The sequence below is a fragment of the Halobacillus sp. ACCC02827 genome, assembly GCF_030291935.1.
Lineage (GTDB): Bacteria > Bacillota > Bacilli > Bacillales > Halobacillaceae > Halobacillus.
In genome coordinates this window covers 3,019,980-3,041,726 of record NZ_CP128168.1, presented here as the reverse complement: position 1 = coordinate 3,041,726, position 21,747 = coordinate 3,019,980, and the positions used below count along the sequence as shown (strand labels likewise).

Genomic DNA, 21,747 nt, shown 5'->3' with positions numbered 1-21,747 from the left:
GTAAGCGGGCTCCCTTTTCCTATCAAACGTTTGGCAGGAGAATCAGACTATGGAATTCATCACAATATTATTGCCGATTTTTTTCGTTTTTGCGACGGGTTACTTTGTTCAAAAGATCTTCGACTTTGATATCACCAACTTTTCCAAGCTTGCCCTGTACGTTCTCGTACCGTTTCTCGTCTTCCGGACGTTCTATCAAGAATCGATCACCTTCTCCTATTTCTATATCACGATCTATATGGTTGGATTGTGCGTGGTCATCATCGTTGCAGTGACGCTGCTATCGAAGTTCTATCACTACACCGAAAAAGAAAAATGTGCGTTGATCCTGTCGTGTGCCTTCATGAATAATGGCAACTACGGCACGCCGCTCGTCTTATTCCTGTTTGGTGCAGCGGGGATGGAAACGGCGATTCTCCTGATGGTGTTGCAGCAATTGTTGATGAGTACCCTCGGCGTGTATTATGCGGCGAAGGGAAGCGACGAAGCAGATGGAATGGGAGCGGCTCTCCGCTCGGTCCGGAGAATGCCGATGGTTTACGGCGCGATAGCAGGAATCATCTGCAACAGCTTCGATATCACCATCGGCCCATTACTGAACGGAGTGAACCTGATTGCGGATGCTGCGATTCCGGTGATTATGGTGACCTTAGGAATGCAGCTGGCCAAAATGAAACCGCAGATCATGGACGTGAAGAAATTGTCGGCCGCCGTTCTATTGAAATTGGTTGCCGCACCTTTGATCGCTGCTGTCATTGTATGGTATCTGCCTGTCGATCCCTTAGTGAAGCAGATCATGATCATTATGGCTGCGACTCCTACAGCGGCGAACACTACGATGTATGCTATCCAGTTCCAAACGGATCCGCAGATGGTCACGAGTGCCACGCTCACTACAACCTTGTTAAGTGCGCTTACGATTCCTTGTGTGATATATTTTGTCATCTAAAAAGAGAAAAAAGCAGCAGGCGGGAAATCCCGTCTGCTGCTTTTTTACTCCGGCTGTATGAAAGAGCTCAAGCTTCCCACTTCAGCTTCATGATCATCTCCATAATCGCCTCTCGCTTATCGTTTCCTTCCACTGTAAACGTCGACGCCTTGAAATCGGCGAGGACGATGAAGCGGTCGGCTCTCAATATTTCCATCAACACAGGGGTCTTTTCGATATGGGTAAAGAAAAACTCTTTCTGCACGTACTTCCACCTCGTCACTTTCCAACCGCGCCTTCTTTTCCTGACGGTTTTCTTCTACCTACTAATTCCTCCTCTTCAAACGGTTAAACCTGAATAGAGGATTTTCGGGGTTTTGCGCGTTGGAAATTCTCTCTTATTTATAGTTCGAAAAAAAATTTGAAGAAATTTTGATTTTTTTGACACCAAAATGCCTCTCTTTCTCGATTATAGATATGAAGGAGTTTTTCCTTCTAAATTAATTAAAAAAAATAGGAGATGAGGCTGTGAATTATTTGAAGGAGATCAATGCGTTCCACGATGAGGTGGAGTTGAATGAGGTGTCGGCGTCTGCGTCGCTGCTCTGGTATGTGCTGATGCAGTTCAACAACAAGACGGGATGGAAGGAGGAGTTTACGGTGCCGACGGCTGCGGTGCTGGTGAAGTCGGCGATGAGTGAGAAGATGTTCCTCCGCGCGCGGAAGGAGCTTGCGGAGAAGGGCTACCTGTCTTTCCGGTCCGGCTCCCGTCATTCGTCGCCTTCGTATACGATGATTTCCTGTGTGAAGGAGGCCGGCGGGGCGGACAAGCGGGAGGACAGCAGGGAGGGTGCTGAGGGGGACTTTATTAAAAGAAAAGAAAGGAGAGGAAAAGAAGAGCCGGGGCGTCCGCACCTTTTCTACGAGCAGAACGTCGGAACGCTGTCGCCGCATGTGGCGGAGCGGATCACGGCGTGGGCGGAGGAGCTTCCGGATGACGTCGTGACGTCGGCGATGGGGGTGGCGGTCGAGAACAACAAGCGGTCGTTCCGGTATATCGAGTCGATCTTGAAGAACTGGCAGGCGCGCGGCGTCCGGTCGCTTGCGGATGTGGAGCGGGAGGAAAGGCGGCCGCGGGAAGAGGCGGACAGGGCGTCGGTATGGATGGCGATGTATGAAGAGAAACGGGAGGAGACGGTCGGATGAAATACGAAAAGGCGTTTGAAATTGTCGATATGCTGGAGGAGCTGTATGCACCGAAGTTCAAGGTGACAAAAAGGAAGCTGGATGTGTGGATCCCGGCGCTTGAGCGGATGGATTACGAGAAGGTGAAAGCGAACGTGACGGAGCACGCGCTGCGTTATCCTTATTCGCCGGTCATCTCGGACATCGCCGCTTATGAGGAGGAAGAGGACGATTTCATGGAAAAGGTCGAGCAGTGGAAGCGCGAAGCGGCGGCGGTCCCGCCAGAAGTGAAGCGGGAATTTTTTCAGAAATTCGAAGAACTATTAAGGAGATGGGAACGATGATGTATAACAAAGAAGCGGAAGTGTCGGTGATCGGAAGTTTGCTTGTGGACGGGATGCTTGCCGGGGAAACGATCCTGTTGCCGGAGTATTTCTATGACGGGCGCCATCGAATGATTTTCCAAGCGATCAGGAAGGTCGATGAGTCAGGGGCGCCTGTCGATATGGTGACGGTGACGACGGAGCTTGGTGAGAAGGTACGCGAAGTCGGGGGCGTCAGCTATATGACGGAAATGGCGACCTCGATTCCGACGACCGTCGACTTCAAGCATCATCAGCTCCTCGTCATCGACGCCTACCGCAACCGGAAAACGAGGGAAGCGGCCCAGCGCTACATGCAGAAACCGTCGGAAGAAGCCCTCGATCTCCTCCTCGAAGAATTGGAGAAATACCGCCAAGTGAAACGAGTCATCGAAGACCCCTCACTCTATGACACCCTCATTGAAGTATCCAAAGAACTGGAGCCGTTGGAGGACGACGCGATGACCGGCTATTCGACCGGGTACGACGAGGTCGATCAGATTACCGGAGGCGTGCAGCCAGGGGATCTGGTCATCCTCGCCGGCCGTCCCTCGATGGGCAAGACCGCCTTCGCCTTGAACCTCGCCGCCCGCCACTGCGAAAGCGGCGGCGAAACGATTTTTCTGACCCTTGAGATGACACAGAAGGCGCTCGTGAGGCGGATGCTGTCAGCGAAAGCAGGAGTGGACGGCCACAAGTGGAAGCTCCGCACCTTTTCCGAAAGCGACCTGCGCAACTGTCTGGATGCGATCGGCGAGATGTCGCAATGGAAGCTCTATCTCTGTGAGCAGGCTTACACCGTACCCGAAATCCGTGCCCACCTCAGGCAGATGATCCGCAAGCACCAGCTGACCCGTCCCCTCATCGTCATCGACTACCTCCAGCTCCTCGAAGCCCCGGGCTACCACGAACGGCGCGATCTCGAAATCGGAGCCATGACCCGCTCCATCAAGCTGCTCGCTAAAGAACTCGACGTCCCGATCATTCTCCTTTCCCAACTTTCCCGCAGCGTCGAACAGCGCAAAGACAAACGCCCGATGCTCTCGGACCTGAGAGAATCCGGCAATATCGAACAGGACGCCGACGTCGTCGGATTCCTCTACCGTGAAGACTACTACAGCAGAAGCACCGGAAACGAAATCGAACTGATCATCAGCAAGCAGCGCAACGGTCCGGTCGGGGATGTGAAGCTCTACTTCGATAAGGAAATCGGGCGCTTTAGGAACCGGAGGGAGCGGCTGCAGGTGCTGTAATAATTTTTGTGAAGAAATGAGAAAATCTGCTAAACATAGCTGAGAGGGTGACCGATATTACTAATGATCGTCGAAGTCGATGATCCGAATGGCACGAATGCCTGGGCGCGTCCGGGGGAGAAGGTCATGGTTGGAAGAAGAAAGATTGGTAGAAGGTAATGACTCTAGTTACATAGAGTGGTTATACATCATGGGGACACAAGGATGTGTCTTCATAAATACAAAAACATGGAGGTAACAAAATTATGAGAATTAATCACAACATCGCAGCGCTTAACACGTATCGTCAGTTGGGTAGTGCTAACAATGATCAAGGCAAATCTATGGAGAAATTGTCTTCTGGTCTTAGAATTAATAACGCTTCTGATGATGCCGCTGGTCTTGCGATTTCTGAGAAGATGCGTGGACAGATTCGGGGATTGGATATGGCCGCAAAGAATGCTCAAGACTCAACTTCTTTAATTCAGACGGCTGAAGGAGCTCTAAATGAAACACATTCAATCCTTCAACGTCAGCGTGAATTAGCTACTCAAGCAGCAAATGATACTAATACTGCTGAAGATCGTAAAAACATTCAGGACGAAATGGATCAATTAGGTAAAGAGATTGATCGTATCGCAGAAACAACTCAGTTTAACACTAAGAACTTACTAGATGGTTCAATGGATAAGTCAACTGTAGCAGCGGCTAATGCTAGTAAGAATGCAGCCCTTACTGCAGGTGTAGGGACGCCCGTCGTTTTAACTACTGACCTTACAGCTTTGACGGACAAAGATGGTAACAGTTTAGGTGTCCAAGTTGGTGATACTATTGAGATATCTTATGTGAAGAATGGCCAAACCGTAACGAATACTTGGACTAATGATGACGGTTCATCTGCATCTTTAACGCTTGCTGAATTAGAGACAACTGACGGAGCAACTGGTACTGATGATTCAAACTTCGCACTTACTGTTGATGGAGATGGAGCTTTGACAGCAACTGCATCAGCTAATGGTGAGACATCAGCTATTCACGGTTTAACTATTACAGTTAAAGATTCAAGTGGTAATGTTAGAACTGGAGCATCTAATGCACTTTCCAGTTTCTCTGAAACAACTCAAGCTACAGATAATCATTCGGATGGTTCATCTACATTCCAAATTGGTGCAAATACTGGACAAAATATCAATCTTGCTATTAAGGACATGGGTTCTTCAGCCTTAGGGGTTAAAGATATTAAAGTTGGTAACCAAGGTCAAGCGAACGTTGCAATTAAGGTTATTGATGAAGCAATCAAAAAAGTATCTGCAGAGCGTTCTAACCTTGGTGCTACTCAAAACCGTTTAGATCACACAATTAACAATTTGAATACATCTTCCGAAAATCTAACTGCAGCGGAATCTCGCATCCGTGACGTAGACATGGCAAAAGAAATGATGAACCAAACGAAGAACTCTATTCTTTCACAAGCTGCTCAAGCAATGCTTGCTCAAGCAAACCAACAGCCACAGGGAGTTCTACAACTTCTTCGTTAATTTTAGATTATTTGAAAGGGATTCTAATTTTCTTAGGGTCCCTTTTGCTTTGTTTGTATAGATTATTGACTCTAACTTAATTGGGACTTTATTTAAAAAATATAGATTAAATAGTATGTGTTTTGCATTTATTAAATTATAAATTGTGAGGTCTGTATGAGGGGAATACTAACATTAGCTTCAGTCGGATTATTTTTAGCAGCAATTTTTCTAATTGTTTACTTTGGATTTACAGTTATAGCAGTAATATTATCATTGCTTTTTAATCCTATAGTATGGGTTATAGCAATTGTAATTGGTTTGGTAGTTTACCTTAAAAAGAAATAAGAGTATTCTATTCACTGTAATTTGTGGAAAAACTTTTTCGGTTCAAGATAACGAAATAATTATTGGAATTGCAATTTGCCATGCCTCGCTTGGGGAAGCAATACACTTGTTCCATAGGTCAGTTCTATCAGGTGTTATTAAGTAAAAACGAGACATGGGATAAGTCTACAAAGAATGATTGGGATTTTCTTTTCTCGGAAGAAGCAGATGCTATAAAACGTGAAGTCCTAAAATATACACTAGATAAAATAGCTTTCTATGTGGATCCCGAAACTATAAAGAATTTTATGGAAGTAGAAAAGGATAAGTAACATAAGCTTGGTGTATTCCAAATATCTCTTGAAGGGGAAGGCTATTCTCCTATGTTTACAAATATTCTTTCTTACAAGTTGTTTGAAAGGTTACTATCTGACCGTGAGGAACGTTTGGTGACTAAGGATCCTTTCATACACAAGTTAGTCAATTCACCATCTATATATTGGATTAAATTCTTCTTCCATTGGACGATTATTTAAGGACTTTTTATAGTAGTAAGAAAATATGATGAAAATGGCAACGATATAGGTAACCAAAAAATTCTACAAAATACGCTTGAGTAACGAAGGTGGAAGACGTGGACATCGCATATAGAATCAGTAAGAAAAGCGTGAGGAATATGACTCCACGCTTCTTTTTCATGCCGTATTGTTTAACAGGATTAATAAAGGACGGTAAGAAGCAGGTTGATGATGAAAAGGGCGAGGCCTAATGCATCCATGAAAGAACACATCCAATAAATACGATCTACCATTCTATTAAAATGTTATTTTATAACTAAACTAACTTGATTTGTCAGACACTTTGCGTCAAAATAGTATAAAAGACTTAATACGTTGATACAGGAGCACAGGAATCGACAGAAACTCTCCGGAAACGGGGTCAGTCGCGGACTTTTGCGATAGATGTCCCTAGGATGAATGGGAACGATTCGAGGAACGAGGTGGTCGTGTGAAAGAGGATTTGGGTTCTTCGTGGGAAGAGCTCGTGGAGCTGGCGATGGAGTCGTCCTGCTCGAAAGCGGAGTTCAGGCGGTTTTTGGAAGAAAGAAGAGCGGAGGATGTCGAGAAGCGGCGCAGGGAGATGAAGGTGATCTTTTGTAATGATGCTTCTAAAGAAAAGCAAGATACATAGAAAGCAGGGAAGTTTCCCTTGCAGTTAAATAGCGGTCTCATTAGAAAATCCCTCGAGTTATCAGCTCGAGGGATTTTTTTATAATTGTTTTAACTGAAAGGTCCGTGTGAATTCTTTATGGTCCATCTCTAATATAGAACAGTTCTTCTTCACTTCGTCGAAGAAGTTGAATCCTTCCTCGGCGGGAAGATCGCGATGTTCGGCGTAGTAAAGCAGGAGATCGTGTAATTCCTTGAAGGCTTGCACTTTGTTAGCGTCAGTCATTAGTATTCCTCCTTATGTCATATGCTTATCTGAATAGTATCCATTATGTTCGTGAACCGAAACATATGTCAATATAAATATTAAGAAAATTGAAAAAAATATATCCGTTTGGCTGTTTGGACAAATTTTCAAGAGGAGGATTTGTGTCGAATATCCGTGCGGAACGGAGATCATGACGCGCGTCGTATGTCTGATCGTATCATGTTTTGTACTTATATGTCATATTATCTAACATGATAGGTTATATTAAATTACGTTTGTCATTGTTAATTCTCATGAATTTTTAGAGATTATTTAGTCAGAACGGACAAAGAAATATTCTGAAAATTCATATAAGATGTTTTTAAGCGCAAGAATCCAACAAAAAGGGGAGCTAGTCTTGAAGAGAAAGCATCTTATTGGTTTACTGTCTATCTTTATCATGGTTGTGTTAAGTGCCTGCAGCAATTCGAGCAGTGGAGAGAGTTCAGCGTCCGGAGATGAAGATTATGATTCGATGACCATTACGTTCAGCCATAATCAGCCGACGGACAGTCCGGAACATAAGGGAGCGGAGAAGTTCAAGGAAATCGTAGAGGAGAAGACGGATGGAAAAGTCACCGTGGAATTATATCCTTCTCTTCAACTTGGTAGTTTGAGAGAACAGGTGGAAGGTACGCAGCTTGGTGAGATTGATATTACGATGCAGCCTACCGCCGTTATTTCTCCATTTGTGGATAATATCAAGGCCGTAGATCTTCCGTATTTGTGGCCGGCGGATAAAGATCAGATGTATGAAGTGCTGGATAGTGAAGTAGGGGATGAACTGCTTGGGACGTTGGATGAAGGTGGATTCAAAGGTCTCGGTTTCTGGCCCGGCGGGTACAAGCTGTTTACAACCAACGACAAAGAGATTCATCAACCGAGTGACTTTGAAGGGGTAACGATGAGGACGATGGAGTCGCCGGTATTGCTTGCTCAATATCAGGAGTGGGGAGGAAATCCGATTCCTGTCCCGTATGCGGAGCTTTATAATTCCCTGCAGCAGGGAGTGGTGGACGGTCAGGAGAACCCACTACAGACGATTTACCTGAACAATTATCATGAAGTGCAGAACACGATCATCGAAAGTTACCACGGCACGATGACCTATGCTTTGATCAGCAATAAAGCATGGTATGAAGGATTGCCTGCTTCTGTTCAGGAAGCGATCGTCGAAGCGGAAGAAGAAGCGAAGAACGCAGCGAGAGAGGCTTTGGAGTCAACGGAAGAAGAATACCGGGAGAAGATCAAGGCGGAAGGGGTCAACTATTATGAATTGACTCCGAAAGAGATCGAAGTGTTCCGAGAAGCATCCATTCCTGTTCATGAGGAGAATTATAACACGGATGAACAGAAAGAACTGCTTCAGAAAATCTACGACAAGATCGACGAAGTACAAGAATGATAACTATATAAGCAGGGAGATGGTAGGGGGCTTCTGAGAAAGCGGCCCCTTACTACTGCTTTTTAAGAGGAATCCTTAATAGGGAGGATTAAGATGAACATCTTAAAGAGAATAGAAGATTATTCAATTGCCGCAGGGCTGTTCGCTGTCACGATTCTATTGTTCGTCAACATCGTCCTGCGGTATGCGTTTGCAGCCAATACGACATGGGCGGAGGAATTCATCCGTTATGTGATGATCTGGATCACCTTCATCGGTGGAAGTGTCTGCTTCCGCAAAGGGATGCATGTCGGGGTGGACTTTATCATGGATCTCGTTAAAGGGAAGGCGAAGAAAGGTCTTCAATTGTTCATTCATATCATTTCGATGATCTTTCTTGCTTTTCTTATCAAATACGGTATAGATTTAGTGATTTTCACAATGAACACGGGCCAGATTACGCCTTCGTTGCAAATTCCTTTGTTTTACATTTATTTAGCGATACCGGTCGGGTCCGGGTTGTCGCTGCTTCATCTGGTGATCAACTCCGTCAAGTTATTTCGAGAGAAGTCGGATGATCAGCCAATCCATGAAATGACAGAGAGATAGGGGGATGGTGTGATGCTTACATTTTTATTTGTCGTACTCCTGGTACTTCTGCTTGCGAGTGTTCCTATTTATGTAGCGCTTGGATTGTCCTCCTTCGCTGCGGTCGCTCTCTTCAGTGATATTAATCCAATGATTTTAATTCAACGCTTGTTTGGAGGTCTGGATCAGTTTGCCTTAATGGCCCTTCCATTTTTTATATTGGCGGCCAACATTATGGATGTCGGCGGATTATCTACGAGAATCCTTAAATGGGCACGAGCGCTTGTCGGACATGTGACCGGCGGAGTGGCCATGACGACACAGGTATCGAGCATGCTCTTCGGTGCGTTGTCCGGGTCCAGTCCGGCCACCGTCATCGCCATAGGGAAAATCATGTATCCGGAATTGACGAGAAAGGAGTACAATCCTTCGTTTTCTTCCGGACTTCTGGCATCAGCGGGGGCGATCTCCTTGATCATTCCACCTAGTATAACGTTGATTATCTTTGGATCTGTTACAGGTGTGTCGGTCGGCAGTTTGTTTATTGCGGGAATCGGAGCGGGTCTTATTTACGGCCTTTCTTCCATCTGCTACATATATTTTTATGCCAGGAAGAACAAGCTTCCCCGGGATAAGCGTGCTTCGGCAAAAGAGTTCGGAAAAGCGACGAAGGATGCTTTTTGGGCTTTATTGATTCCTGTCATCATTCTGGGTGGTATTTACTCAGGTATCTTTACACCTACGGAAGCTGCCGGTGTTTCTGCCGTGTACGCGCTGTTCGTCAGTGTGGTCATATACCGCGAGATGTCTTGGAAGAGCCTCTATGAGACGTTGTTGGAATCAGCAAGGACGACGGCTCAAGTGCTTGTTCTCGTAGCGGCGGCGCAGGTTCTTGGTTGGATTCTGACCAGAGAAGGCCTGCCGCAGCAAATTGCCGCGTTCATTACGGCTAATATAGAGTCAACGATTCTGTTCCTGCTGTTGATCAATATTGTGTTACTGGTGCTCGGCATGTTTATGGAGGGGGTTGCGGCCATAACGATATTAGCTCCACTTATTTTCACGACGGCTGTTTCCATGGGAATCGACCCGGTACACCTCGGCGTCATTATGATAGCTAACCTTGCTATCGGCATGTACACACCGCCGTTCGGCATCAATATATTCGTTACTCAGACAATCAGCAAGTTGAACATGGTGCAGATGCTTCCTGGATTGACACGTTTCTTTGCAGTCAATGTGGTGGCGTTATTAATTATTACGTATATACCGGAAAGTTCTTTGTTTTTAGTTCATCTACTCGAATAAAGTTGGTGGGAATGTATGGGTATAACCGTTGAGCAAGCGATGAAAATCGGGGGATTGAAGGCGTGTGCGGTCGTTGCCGGACATCAAGGACTGGAGAGAATGCTGAAGGTCGTTACCGTCATGGAAGTGCCGGACATCGTACGTTGGTTGAAAGGTGGAGAGCTGTTGTTGACAAGCCTTTATCCGATCAAGGACGATGCGGAAGCACAGGCCGGACTTGTGCGAAACCTTGCGGAGAAGGGGATATCTGCGCTTGCTATCAAGCCGCATCGCTTCATTGATGCGATCCCTTCGGTCATTTTAGAGGAAGCCGATAGCAACGATTTTCCAATCATTGAAATTCCAGAGGAAGTCAGCTACTTGGATATACTGGGCCCTGTAATGAACACAGTTTTCCATAATAAGGTCGTCATTCAAGAGGATTTGGAACAGGCTTATAAACTGCTGGATGAAATCAAATACAACAAAGACGGCGACATCGACCAGCTGAGAAAGACATTATCTTACCTTACGAAATATGACGTTCAGTTGGACACGTTCGTTTCCTACATGCATGTGCCTGAGCACGACCTCCTAGTCGCACCGCTTACCGTGGAGCAGAAAAGGGAGCTCGAGATGATCCAGCGCCCTATCCATGTGAACCGGTGGAATGAAAAGGAAGAATCAGACCAGGATTGCCTTGTGGCCCCTGTCATCATCGATGGAAGGTTGGTCGGGGCAATCACCTGTATCGGTGTAGAGACCGGTTTGATGGAAGTGGATCTGGCGATTTTGGAACGGGGCGTGACGGTGCTGTCTATGGAGTTGATGAAGAAAAAGGCCTTGTATGAACTTGAACAGCAATACAAGAGCGACTTTTTTCGTGACTTGCTTTTCTCCCCTATTCAACATAAGGATACGCTCCTTGAAAAAGGGGATCTATTCGGCTTCGATGTTTCTCTGCATTATCGATTCGTCACCATCCAATTCAGCCGATCGGAGCGGGATTTGGAATCCATTGCTGAACTTGTCACCCGCCTGGAGGTCGCAGGGTCCAATATCGATCCGCGCATCATTACAGGTACTGTTCAAAATGGGCTGTATATGCTGTATCCGACAGTGAATAAGAGCGAGGATAAAGTCCGTCATGATTTTCAATTGATTCATCGAGAGTTGAAGAAGATGACAGGAAGAGAGATTTATATCGGTATCGGAAGAAGCGGTGAGGATATCCGGGAAATCCGCGAAGGATATGAACAGTCGCAGCAAGCGGTCATCCTCGGCAGGAGCTTATTTGGAAACCGGGATATCATCCACTATGAGGAATTGGGCTTCTACCGGCTGCTGGCGGAAGTGAGAAGTGTAAGCGAAATGAAGAAATTTTATGGTGAAGGAATCGGGGTGCTGGAAGAGTATGATGAGAACCACGATTTGGAGCTGGTTCGTACTCTGACTGCCTACTTCCATAACAACGAATCGATGTCGAAAACAGCGGAAGATCTGTTCATTCATATCAACACGTTGAAGTATCGGCTTCAGCGCATCAAATCATTGACGGGGCTCCATGTGAAGAACTCAGAAGATAAATTGATCCTCCACATAGGATTGAAAATTCGGGACTTCATTAAATATGATTATCGATTCTGACGAAAAAACGAACAAATGAATAGCTGAATAGACAAAGATAAAATTCTGAATATTTGCGAAAATAAACGAAAGACGATGTAAAGAGGGGTCTTAACGTGAAGCAAATATGGATGAAGTCCTTACAGAGAATACAGAAGAACTTGGAGACGATCAACAGCATCGGCAAAACGGATAACGGAATGGAACGTCTTGCCTTTACGGAAGCGGAGCAGCAGGCGAGACAATGGTTTAAAGAAAGATGTATCGAAGAGGGAATGGAAGTCCGGACAGATCCGGTCGGAAATGTGATTGCAAGACGTGAGGGAAAAAGAGAACAGGCTGGGGCCATTGCGATCGGCTCCCACTTAGATACGGTGTATAACGGAGGGCGGTTTGATGGCACGATTGGGGTTCTGGCGGGTCTTGAAATCGTCCATCGATTAAACAGGAAGAAAGTGATGACAGACCGTCCAATCGAAATTATTGCATTTGCAGCGGAAGAGTCGGCGCGCTTCGGGATGGCGACCATCGGCAGTAAGGCGATGGCCGGTCTTCTCGATGAGGGTTGTACCGATCGTCTTCTCGATAAGGATGGCGTCTCACTGGGAGAGGCGATGAACCAGCTGGGTTATCGGGGAGAGCTTCTTTCGAAGGCTGCGCGTCGAAAAGAAGAGCTGTTCGCTTTTTTGGAACTGCATATCGAGCAGGGACCGGAGCTGGAACAGTTAGGGAAACAGGTCGGCATCGCGACAGGCATCGCAGCCCCTGTGCGTTTGAAAGTTCAAGTGAATGGGATGGCGGCCCATTCGGGAACGACCTCCATGGTTCGCAGGCAGGATGCTCTTGTCGCTGCCTCGAAGCTTGTGCTTGCCGTGGAAGCGGCGGCGAAGAGGGAGAAGGCATACCGGACCGTAGCGACGGTCGGAATGCTGGAGGTCCGTTCAGGCGCGATGAATATCGTCCCTGGTGACGTACAGTTTTATGTGGATATCAGGAGTTTGGATCGGGCCTCCCGGTTGAGGGTCATGCGATCTTTGGAGGATACCGTGCGATGCGTGGAAGAGGAAAATGGTGTCCATGTAACGCTGGAAACCATCAGTAAGGAAGAACCAGTCCTGTTGGATGCATGCGTCCAACAAGTGCTGGGAAATGCTTGTGAAACATTAGGCATCCAACCGAACCTTATGCCGAGCGGTGCAGGGCATGATGCGATGAATATGGCCGCGCTTTGTGCTGCGGGATTGGTTTTCACCCCGTCCCGTAAAGGAGTAAGCCACCATCCGGAGGAGTACACCGAAATCGCAGATATTACCAGAGGGGTGGATGTTTTGGAAGCAGCCGTCCTTCAATTGGACCATTCAGGAAAGGAGAGATTCGCAGATGAAGCAATATGAGGTTCCCGTTCTCTCCAACAAACAGGTGAGTAACCGGTATTGGCATATGCGTGTGGATATTTCGAATGTGAAGGAAACGATTACCCCGGGACAGTTCTTCCACATCCGGTGTACGTCGGAGCGTTCACCGTTTTTGCGAAGGCCGTTCAGTATATATCAAATTCATGATCAATCGCTGGAATTTCTGTACCTCGTCAAAGGTGTAGGGACGCAGCGGATGACCCATATCTCCCCGGGGGAGACGCTTAATTTACTAGGTCCGCTTGGGGAAGGATTCAAGCTGGATCCACAGGCAAAGACGATTCTTCTCGTTGCGCGAGGTGTCGGGGTGGCGACGCTGGCTGCTATTGCACAGCAGGCCTTCAAACAGAATGTCAAAGTGGTGGCGGTCTTGTCTGCACGTACGAGGGAAGACTTGCTTGCTGCAGAATATCTAACGGAATTCGGTGCAGACGTCTATCCGGTTACAGAAGAAGAGGGAACGAGTGACGTAGCTTACGTCAACGAGCTTTTGACGACAAATATTTTAATCCAATACAAGATTGATACGGTGTATACGTGCGGATCGCGGCGGCTTTCCAAGCTTACCCAGCAGCTGGCTGATAAGTACCGCATTCCTGGAGAGATTGCTCTTGAAGAGCACATGGGCTGTGCGATGGGAGCATGTTACGCGTGTGTCAGTGACATTATCGAGAATGGGCAGAAAAAATCCGTCCGCGTTTGTATAGACGGCCCGGTATTTCCATTGGAAAAGGTGATGATGGAATGATTAAACAACGGAAAACGGAAGTGAAAATAGGCAGCTTGACATTGAATAATCCGATTATGCCTGCCTCCGGTGCGTTTGGGGCAGAGATGGAGGCGGCGATCGATTTCACTCGTCTTGGAGCACTGGTGCCGAAGAGTATAACGAAATATCCTCAGCCGGGAAATGCGAAACCCCGCATTTGCGAAACGGAATATGGGATGATTAATTCCATCGGGATTCAAAGTAAAGGGATAGATGCGTATGTGCAGCATACGATTCCCTCCTATGCGAAATACCACGTTCCCCTCATCGCCAGCATATCTGCTCAATCGATAGAAGAATTCGCTGAAATGTCTGCCATTCTCGGCAACCATCCGGATGTCGATGCTTTAGAACTGAATATATCATGCCCGAATTTAAAAGGGGACGGCAAAGCGTTCGGGATGGACGCTGATCTTACACGTACCCTGCTCGAAGAAGCTAAAAAAGTTACAGACGTCCCTCTTATCGCCAAACTTACTCCGAATGTTACAAGCATACAGGAAATTGCGACAGCGGCAGAAAAGGGCGGTGCCGATGCCTTGAATGTGGCCAATACGCTGCTTGCGATGGCGATTGATATCGAGACTAGAAGACCGCTGATAGGTAATGTGATGGGGGGATTATCCGGCCCTGCCGTAAAGCCTGTAATTGTTCGGATGATATATCAGGTATCTCAGGTTACTTCTCTTCCGATCATCGGCTGCGGCGGTGTCTTAAGTGGGAAAGATGCCATTGAAATGATCATTGCAGGTGCAAGTGCTGTTCAGGTCGGCACGGCAAGTTTCCTGACGCCGACGGCAATGACGGATATTCTGGATGAGATAGAAGCTTATTTGGAAGCGCATGATATCGACGATATTCAGGATTTGGTCGGTTCTGTGCGGTTAGGAGGATAAACCATGCAGTGGGATTTAAAGATTATTAACGGCACGATTGTCACCGGTTCGGCGATGTATGAAGCGGATGTCTATGTGAAGGAAGGGAAAATTGCGGCGATCACAAAAGAACAGCTGCAGGGAGCCTGCACACGCGTGGTGGATGCAGAAGGAAAACATGTTCTTCCCGGCTTGATTGATACGCATATTCATTCCCGCGACCCAGGGCCTACGTACAAGGAAGATTTCGCCCATTCGACAAGGGCAGCTGCTATGGGTGGGATTACGACGGTTTTTGAGATGCCGAATACCAATCCACCTGTGAATACGCCGGAGAATTTCGACCTGCAACAGCGTAACCTGGACGAGAAAGCCTATGTCGATTACGGCCTTTGGGGGATATGCCTCGGTCCAATGAATCTGGATTCTATCCAAGGCTTGAATGATAAAGGCGTCATCGGCTTCAAATTCTTCTGGGGGTATGCTGTCCATGAGAAAACGTTCCAGCTTCTTTATAATTACGAGCCGGGGATGGATGATGTCATTCCTCCGTTCGATGATGGTGACGTTTTGGAGATGATGGAGGAAGTGGCGAAGACAGGCAAACGGTTCGCCGTCCATGCAGAAAGCAGTGACTTGATCCAGAAGCTCACTTCCCGTGTTAAAGACAGCGGAAGTGACAGCTATGCTGCTTTTCTCGAAGGTCGTCCCAATCTTGCTGAATCGCTGACAGTGAATAAGGGAATTGAACTGGCGAAAGCGACAGGGGCCAGGCTTCACATCCTTCATGTCAGTTCAGAAGAAGGTGTGACAGCTGTGAAAAGAGCGCAGGAAGAAGGATACCCGATCACTGTCGAGACATGCCCGCATTATCTGTTTTTATCAGATGAAGATTATCCGGCGATCGGAACATCGATGAAAGTGTATCCGCCCGTCAAATTCAAGAAGGATCAGGATGCGATTTGGGAAGCGGTCCGAAACGGGACGATTTCTCATATCTGTTCGGATCATGCCCCTCATACAGCGGAAGAGAAAACGGGGGATTTATGGTCGATCCCAGCAGGTATGTGCGGTGTGGAGACGATGGTTCCGCTAATGCTGAACGCTGTCCATGATGGGAAAATCACTCTCCCGGACGTCGTCCGTCTCTTAGCGGAGACGCCGGCGAAACTATTCGGAATCCATCCACAAAAAGGGACGCTTCAAGTTGGTGCGGATGCGGATGTGACCATCGTCGATATGAATCAAGAAGATAAGATAGATCAGGAGCGACTGCAGAGCAAGAGTAAAGTGACCGCGTTTGACGGTTTCTCTGTGAAAGGTCTGCCTGTGATGACCATTGTGCGGGGAAACATCGTCATGGATGAACGCGTCATCGTCGGGGATCAGGGCGGCGGCCGGATAGTGAAGCCGGTGGAGACTAGAGAAATACTTCGGAAATGATGGAAAAGGGGTGAAGAGATGAGGATGTTTGCGACAGGAGACAGTTTCATTGCCCGCAGACTGCCGCCGGAGGATGCGGCATCACAGGATCTTGCCCGATTGTTCAAGAACGGAGATATGAACTTTACGAATCTGGAAGTCACTACTCATAACCGGGAAGGATCTCCTTCTGCTTTCAGTGGCGGTACATGGGCAGTGGCGCCCCCTGCCGTCTTGGATGATTTGAAGCTTTATGGTTTTAACCTGTTTAACTGGGCCAACAACCATACGCTTGACTATCTTTACCGGGGTCTTGAGGCGACGGAGAAAGAACTGGATGCACGGCAGATGATCCATGCGGGAGCCGGTCGGGACTTAGCTGCTGCTGCTTCCCCTAAGTATTTGGAAACAAAAGCGGGGAGGGTCGCCCTGATCGGCGCTACCGCAACGTTCCATCCTTTCTGGGCAGCAGGAAACAGGAACCACTACATAGAAGGACGGCCGGGAATCAATCCCCTGCGTTACCGGACGGAAAATTTTGTGACCGAGGATCAGATGGCTGTTTTGAAAGAGATATCCGAAGCTACCTACCTTGATGCTGGAGAGAAATTAAACAGGCAGGAAGGGTTCTCGAAAGAGGATGGGAAGGGATTTCTTTTTTCGGGGTCGTTGTTCTTTACTGAAGAGGAGTCGTTTCAGAAAAGAACCCCTCTTGAAAAAGACATGGAACGTATAAAACGCTCCGTCCGTGAGGCGTGCAAACAATCCGATTTCGTCATCATCAGTCTTCATTCCCATGAAATGAAAGAGACAGACAAGCACGTGTCCCCGGAATTCCTGGAGGAAGCCGCCCGCGAGTTCATTGATGCCGGCGCTGATATGATCATCGGGCACGGTCCCCACGTCATTCGAGGCATTGAAATCTATCAGGGGAAACCGATTTTCTACAGCCTCGGCAATTTCATTTTTCAAAATGAATCCGTTGCTGCGCTTCCTGAAGATTTCTATAATACTTATAATCTTGATTCTAATGCACCTGCTGTGGATGGATTTGATATTAGAAGTGATAATGGAAAGAAAGGGCTTGGTGCGAATCCTGCTGTTTGGGAATCGGTGATCGCAGACGTGCAGTGGGAATCCGGAGAAGTAGTGGATATCAAACTGCATCCGATCGAACTCGGATATCGTTTGCCGCGTCATCGCCGGGGCTGGCCGAAGCGGACGACGGATACAATGGTCCTTGAAACAATAAAGGAGCTTTCTATCCCCTATGGAACTACGATGATGATCGAGGATGGGATAGGTAGGATTCATCTGTAGAGCTGATGAAACGTCTTTACGTTTTATCAGTTTTTTTGTGGAGGAAACATTGGTTTGACTATATAAATCTATGATTTTCGTCCCGGTGTCCGGAATCACCTCGCAGCGGACGCTTGTGCATACGTGAACGGAAGAGCCTGGATCTTGATGGTCCAGGCTCTTTTTTTTATGAAGATGTGTAAAATAAAATAAGATGCAATTTACAATAGTGTGCGTCATACAGTATAATAAAAGCAGGAGTTGATGAGATGAGCAATGCGAAGGCGAAAGAACACCTGGATAAGGTGCTGCAGGAGCTGCGGCGGGGTACGATTACGATCGGTGTGATGAGTCAGCTTTCTGAACCGCAGTACGGCTATTCGCTCGTTACGATGCTCGGGGAAAGAGGCATACACGTCGAGCCGGGGACGCTGTATCCGCTCCTGCGCCGGCTGGAGAAGCAGGGCTTGCTTGAGAGCCGCTGGGACACGGGCGAGGCGCGGCCGCGGAAGTATTACCTGTTGAGTCCGCTCGGCAGCGAGGTGTATGAGCTGCTCAAGGAGGAATGGCGCTTGATTGCCGCCAGTATGAAGGACGTCATGGGAGAATGAAGGAGGAGAAAAGGATGGAGATGGTGGACCGGTACATTTATGCCGTCACCCAGAAGCTGCCCGAGTCGCAGCGGGAGGATATCGCCCTTGAGCTTCGGACATTGATCGAGGATATGCTCGAGGACCGCGCCGGAGGAAGGGATGTCACGGAAGACGATATCGAAGCGGTGCTGCTCGAGATGGGGAGCCCGAGGGAATTGGCGCAGAAATACAGAGGTACGAAGAATTATTTGATTGGTCCGGAGCTCTATGATTCTTATATTCTTGTATTGAAAATTTCCCTGATCGCGACGGCGGCGACTATCATTATTTCCTTTCTGGGCCAGGTGGTCGTCGATCCGACCCGCGTCATCGACCACTTCGTCGGGTGTATCGTCTCGCTCGTCACCGGACTGCCGACGGCCCTTGGCTGGACGACGATCGGGTTTGCGATCGTCGGCTATGCGGGAGCGTCGGATTCAATCGATCTTTACGGCGGGAAGGATTGGAAGCCTTCCAAGCTGCCGCCCGTCCCGGAGAAGAAAAGGCAGATCAAGCGCGGGGAGACGATTTTCAGCATCGCCTTCTACATGTTCCTGCTGGCCCTCTTCGCCTTCTCCAATGAATACTTCGGCATTTGGATTTTTAAAGGCGACGGCTTCAACGGCGTCGTACCGTTTCTGAATACCGGGAATTGGAACGCGTATCTGTTTCTCTTCCTGATCTTCGGATTCGGCATCATCAAAGAATGCCTGAAGCTCATCTACGGCAGGTGGACGGTCCAGCTGGTCATCTATACCGCCGTCGTCAATGTATTATCGTTCGGGGTGCTTCTGCTTCTGATCAACGGTCCGACCTTCTGGAATCCGGACTTCATGCAGCAGCTCGCGCAGACGGAATATTTTGTCGCCGGCAGTGAGGCCTATGACACGGTAGAAATCATTTGGGAGCAGCTGACGATGTGGATCGTCGTCTTCATGGCTGTCGGATTGGTTTGGGACGTCGCGTCGGGCTGGTATAAGGTCAGGCAGGGGAAGTGAATGAGAGAAAAGGAGTATCAACGGAAGGGGTTCCGGGGGTACTCTTTTTTTCGGAAGAAGAAAAAGAGCGCGCAAAATGTTTAAATCATTTTGCGCGCTCTTTCTATACATGTATCCTCTTAAACACTTCTTTAAATAAACATATTTACAAAGATAGCTGTGATAAAGCTTGCCATCGTACCGGCGATAATCGCTTTGAAACTCAGCGATGCGATTTGTTTTTTCTTGGACGGAGCCAAGGATCCGAGGCCGACGATCAATTGTCCGATTGTAGAGAGGTTCGCGAAGTTGCACAACGCAACGGACAGGATTGCGATAGTCTGCGGCTGCAGCTGCTCCTGGATTTTCAGTACGTCCTGGAAGGCGATCAATTCATTTGCCGTAAGCTTTGTTCCGATAATGGATGCAGCGCGGAACGCATCTTCCACCGGGATGCCGACAAGGATGGCGAAAGGGTAGAAGGCATAGCCGAATATGGTAGCGAGATCGAGTCCGACGATGCCGAGCATGCCGTTGGTTAGAGCCAGGATACTGATGAAGGCAATCAGCAGACCGCCGATATTCGCAGCAAGCTTCACGCCGCTTACCGCTCCTTCGGAAATGGCTTCGAAAATATTGGTGTGGCCCGCCTCTTCCATCGAGACATCTTCTTTGGTTATCGATTCTTCCGTTTCCGGTTCCATCAATTTAGCTATGACGATCGTAACAAAAGGTACGGAGAAAACGGATATGAGCAAATATTTGATATCGATCCCCATCTGGGCATACGACAACAGGATGGCACCACTGGCGGAAGCCGTTCCTCCCACCATCACCGTAAACATTTCCGAACGGGTAAGCTTGGCCAGATAAGGCTTGATAAGTATGGGAGATTCGGCGACCCCAAGCATGGTATTGCCGACGGTGTTAAAGGATTCGACCCTCGTCGTACCGAAGATTTTGCCGACGACCCAACCGAGCCCGCGGACGACGGAAGGGATGATCCGTAAATAATACAGAGCGGATACAAGGGCCGAGATGAAAATGATGACCGATAATACCTGGATTGCAAAAACAAACCCGACAGAGGTTCCTTCTGCAAAGAAACCGCCGAATAGGAAATCGATTCCCTCCCGGCTGTAGTTCAGTACGTGCTGTACGCCCTGAGCGGCTTTCTCCAAAATCCAGCTGCCGAGGGGAACGTTGAGCATGAAGTAGACGAAGAGTCCTTCCAGCGCAACACCTGTAACGATCGTGCGCCATTTGATGGCTTTTTTATTTGTGCTCAGAAGCCAAGCCAGAAACAGTAATCCAATGAGTGATAAAATGCCATAGAAAATATGCATGAGAGCCTCCTTAAAGTGGCTTCATAGACCCTTGCTATCGTTAGACGTCTGACCTTTTCAAACAACAAAAAAAAGGCGCATCCTCTCCATCTATAAAGAAAGAAGAGAATGCACCTCCATTATTGTAAAAAGTCACATGGGGCGTTCTAACCTTCCTTATAGTCCGGCATTTTACGGCTGCCGGGTAGAAACTTATGGACCATATTTCCATAGATATATAAGGGTCGTATGAAGTTGATTTCTGAATTCTAGCAAAGGTTTTCGGAATAAACAATAGGGCTGTGAAAAGTATCAAAATAGCGAATATTGAAAATCTAATTCCTTCCTATACTATTCTTCTTTTTTTTGCTGTCTGGTAAAATATGCATAGTGTGTTTTCTTAGGAGGCTGCCATGAAAAAAATGGGTGCGATTGTGTTCAGTGTACTGCTTATCATTGGAATCGGGTTCGGATACATCCAATATAAAAAGGCAGGCGTGGAACAGCGGGTCGTGGAGTATTTGACGACAGAGAAGCATCTGAAGGAGAGCGACATTGTTTCCAGTGAGCCGTTTGTGGCGAATCTACGGGGCGATAAGAATTGGATGGTCAGCGTCCGCCTGAAGGATGATGAGAGAACCTATTATTATTACAGAAGTAAGGGGAAAGTGGTGCTGGAATCGTACGTAGAAGACGGCGTTGAACACGCGCCGTAACAGGGGAGGGATTCCATTGAAGAATCCAATGAAGCTGATCTTTGCGGTCTTTCATGTGGGGACTCCACTTCTCTATTTCATCGGGTATTCCGTCATTTCGTACATGCGTGGAAATTCGGTGGGAGCGTCGATCCCGGATACTTTATCGATCATCGCCATCTACTTGATCGTCGTCAACTGTATGTGGCTGTTCAGCGTGGATAAGTTTAAGCGGGCGGTTGAAGTGGATGAGGAAAATCAGTCGCGAGGATAGAAGGAGGGGATGTTTTGAGCTTCGTTACGATACTGCTTGGTGTCGGTGTTGTTTTCTTTTTGTTTTTTATGCTCGCTGTCACTTCTTCTCTTATGAAATGAAGGAAATGATTGGATGTTCCTAGAAGGATAAGAGGCGATGAATTAAAGGGG

22 protein-coding genes and 1 riboswitch are annotated in these 21,747 nt (G+C 47.6%); of the genes, 19 read left to right on the top strand and 3 right to left on the bottom strand.

Features of this window, described 5'->3' with window-relative positions; all coding sequences use genetic code 11:
* The first annotated feature begins 49 nt into the window (after window positions 1–49).
* Window positions 50–949: an AEC family transporter gene (locus QRD89_RS16155; protein WP_286095768.1), complete on the top strand. Its 900-nt coding sequence runs from the start codon at window positions 50–52 to the stop codon at window positions 947–949.
* A gap of 67 nt (window positions 950–1,016) precedes the next feature.
* Here QRD89_RS16155 and QRD89_RS16150 read toward each other — a convergent pair whose 3' ends face one another.
* Window positions 1,017–1,193 (bottom strand): hypothetical protein, encoded by a 177-nt coding sequence (locus QRD89_RS16150; RefSeq protein ID WP_161484925.1) that lies wholly within the window; start codon window positions 1,191–1,193, stop codon window positions 1,017–1,019.
* Between the two features lie 263 nt (window positions 1,194–1,456).
* Here QRD89_RS16150 and QRD89_RS16145 point away from each other — a divergent pair, with 263 nt between their 5' ends.
* The 5 genes from QRD89_RS16145 (at window position 1,457) to QRD89_RS16125 (ending at window position 6,742) form a co-directional block, all read left to right on the top strand.
* Window positions 1,457–2,134, top strand: a complete 678-nt coding sequence (locus QRD89_RS16145; RefSeq protein ID WP_286095767.1) for a DnaD domain protein — start codon at window positions 1,457–1,459, stop codon at window positions 2,132–2,134.
* Window positions 2,131–2,457, top strand: coding sequence for a replicative helicase loader/inhibitor (locus tag QRD89_RS16140; protein ID WP_008636877.1), 327 nt, complete (start codon window positions 2,131–2,133; stop codon window positions 2,455–2,457). Before QRD89_RS16145 ends, QRD89_RS16140 begins: the two co-directional genes overlap by 4 nt.
* Window positions 2,454–3,728, top strand: a complete 1,275-nt coding sequence (gene dnaB / locus QRD89_RS16135) for a replicative DNA helicase (RefSeq protein ID WP_286095766.1) — start codon at window positions 2,454–2,456, stop codon at window positions 3,726–3,728. Before QRD89_RS16140 ends, dnaB begins: the two co-directional genes overlap by 4 nt.
* A 245-nt stretch (window positions 3,729–3,973) precedes the next feature.
* A complete protein-coding gene (locus QRD89_RS16130; RefSeq protein WP_286095764.1) occupies window positions 3,974–5,245 on the top strand; it encodes a flagellin N-terminal helical domain-containing protein in 1,272 nt (423 codons plus the stop codon).
* 1,314 nt (window positions 5,246–6,559) lie between these two features.
* The gene (locus QRD89_RS16125) at window positions 6,560–6,742 is read left to right on the top strand and encodes a hypothetical protein (RefSeq protein ID WP_286095762.1); all 183 of its coding nucleotides are present in this window, start codon (window positions 6,560–6,562) and stop codon (window positions 6,740–6,742) included.
* Window positions 6,743–6,820: 78 nt separating this feature from the next.
* Here QRD89_RS16125 and QRD89_RS16120 read toward each other — a convergent pair whose 3' ends face one another.
* Window positions 6,821–7,006 carry a hypothetical protein gene (locus QRD89_RS16120; protein ID WP_286095761.1) on the bottom strand — a complete coding sequence of 62 codons (186 nt, stop codon included), beginning with the start codon at window positions 7,004–7,006 and terminating at the stop codon, window positions 6,821–6,823.
* A 379-nt stretch (window positions 7,007–7,385) separates the two neighbouring features.
* Here QRD89_RS16120 and QRD89_RS16115 point away from each other — a divergent pair, with 379 nt between their 5' ends.
* The 11 genes from QRD89_RS16115 to QRD89_RS16065 all read left to right on the top strand — a co-directional run bounded on the left by QRD89_RS16115 (window position 7,386) and on the right by QRD89_RS16065 (window position 19,322).
* A complete protein-coding gene (locus tag QRD89_RS16115; RefSeq protein ID WP_286095760.1) occupies window positions 7,386–8,432 on the top strand; it encodes a TRAP transporter substrate-binding protein in 1,047 nt (348 codons plus the stop codon).
* Between the two features lie 93 nt (window positions 8,433–8,525).
* The gene (locus QRD89_RS16110) at window positions 8,526–9,020 is read left to right on the top strand and encodes a TRAP transporter small permease (RefSeq protein WP_286095759.1); all 495 of its coding nucleotides are present in this window, start codon (window positions 8,526–8,528) and stop codon (window positions 9,018–9,020) included.
* Window positions 9,021–9,032: 12 nt separating this feature from the next.
* The gene (locus QRD89_RS16105; protein WP_286095758.1) at window positions 9,033–10,307 is read left to right on the top strand and encodes a TRAP transporter large permease; all 1,275 of its coding nucleotides are present in this window, start codon (window positions 9,033–9,035) and stop codon (window positions 10,305–10,307) included.
* A gap of 15 nt (window positions 10,308–10,322) precedes the next feature.
* Window positions 10,323–11,933 carry a PucR family transcriptional regulator gene (locus tag QRD89_RS16100; protein ID WP_286095757.1) on the top strand — a complete coding sequence of 537 codons (1,611 nt, stop codon included), beginning with the start codon at window positions 10,323–10,325 and terminating at the stop codon, window positions 11,931–11,933.
* Between the two features lie 95 nt (window positions 11,934–12,028).
* Window positions 12,029–13,306, top strand: a complete 1,278-nt coding sequence (locus QRD89_RS16095) for a M20 family metallo-hydrolase (RefSeq protein ID WP_286095755.1) — start codon at window positions 12,029–12,031, stop codon at window positions 13,304–13,306.
* Window positions 13,293–14,075: a dihydroorotate dehydrogenase electron transfer subunit gene (locus QRD89_RS16090; RefSeq protein ID WP_286095754.1), complete on the top strand. Its 783-nt coding sequence runs from the start codon at window positions 13,293–13,295 to the stop codon at window positions 14,073–14,075. The genes QRD89_RS16095 and QRD89_RS16090 overlap by 14 nt, the downstream gene beginning before the upstream one ends.
* A complete protein-coding gene (locus QRD89_RS16085) occupies window positions 14,072–14,992 on the top strand; it encodes a dihydroorotate dehydrogenase (RefSeq protein WP_286095753.1) in 921 nt (306 codons plus the stop codon). The genes QRD89_RS16090 and QRD89_RS16085 overlap by 4 nt, the downstream gene beginning before the upstream one ends.
* 3 nt (window positions 14,993–14,995) lie before the next feature.
* Window positions 14,996–16,414, top strand: a complete 1,419-nt coding sequence (gene allB, locus QRD89_RS16080; protein WP_286095752.1) for an allantoinase AllB — start codon at window positions 14,996–14,998, stop codon at window positions 16,412–16,414.
* 18 nt (window positions 16,415–16,432) lie between these two features.
* The gene (locus tag QRD89_RS16075) at window positions 16,433–17,713 is read left to right on the top strand and encodes a CapA family protein (protein WP_286095751.1); all 1,281 of its coding nucleotides are present in this window, start codon (window positions 16,433–16,435) and stop codon (window positions 17,711–17,713) included.
* Window positions 17,714–17,961: 248 nt separating this feature from the next.
* Window positions 17,962–18,303, top strand: a complete 342-nt coding sequence (locus tag QRD89_RS16070; protein ID WP_286095750.1) for a PadR family transcriptional regulator — start codon at window positions 17,962–17,964, stop codon at window positions 18,301–18,303.
* A 14-nt stretch (window positions 18,304–18,317) separates the two neighbouring features.
* Window positions 18,318–19,322, top strand: a complete 1,005-nt coding sequence (locus QRD89_RS16065) for an HAAS signaling domain-containing protein (RefSeq protein ID WP_286095749.1) — start codon at window positions 18,318–18,320, stop codon at window positions 19,320–19,322.
* A 131-nt stretch (window positions 19,323–19,453) separates the two neighbouring features.
* On the opposite strand, the gene QRD89_RS16060 is transcribed toward QRD89_RS16065, so the two are convergent.
* Window positions 19,454–20,647 (bottom strand): NupC/NupG family nucleoside CNT transporter, encoded by a 1,194-nt coding sequence (locus QRD89_RS16060; protein WP_286095748.1) that lies wholly within the window; start codon window positions 20,645–20,647, stop codon window positions 19,454–19,456.
* Window positions 20,648–20,786: 139 nt separating this feature from the next.
* A riboswitch (purine riboswitch) is annotated at window positions 20,787–20,888 on the bottom strand.
* Window positions 20,889–21,039: 151 nt separating this feature from the next.
* Here QRD89_RS16060 and QRD89_RS16055 point away from each other — a divergent pair.
* Window positions 21,040–21,342: a hypothetical protein gene (locus QRD89_RS16055; protein ID WP_286095747.1), complete on the top strand. Its 303-nt coding sequence runs from the start codon at window positions 21,040–21,042 to the stop codon at window positions 21,340–21,342.
* 16 nt (window positions 21,343–21,358) lie between these two features.
* Window positions 21,359–21,595 (top strand): hypothetical protein, encoded by a 237-nt coding sequence (locus QRD89_RS16050; RefSeq protein WP_286095746.1) that lies wholly within the window; start codon window positions 21,359–21,361, stop codon window positions 21,593–21,595.
* Window positions 21,596–21,747 lie beyond the last annotated feature (152 nt).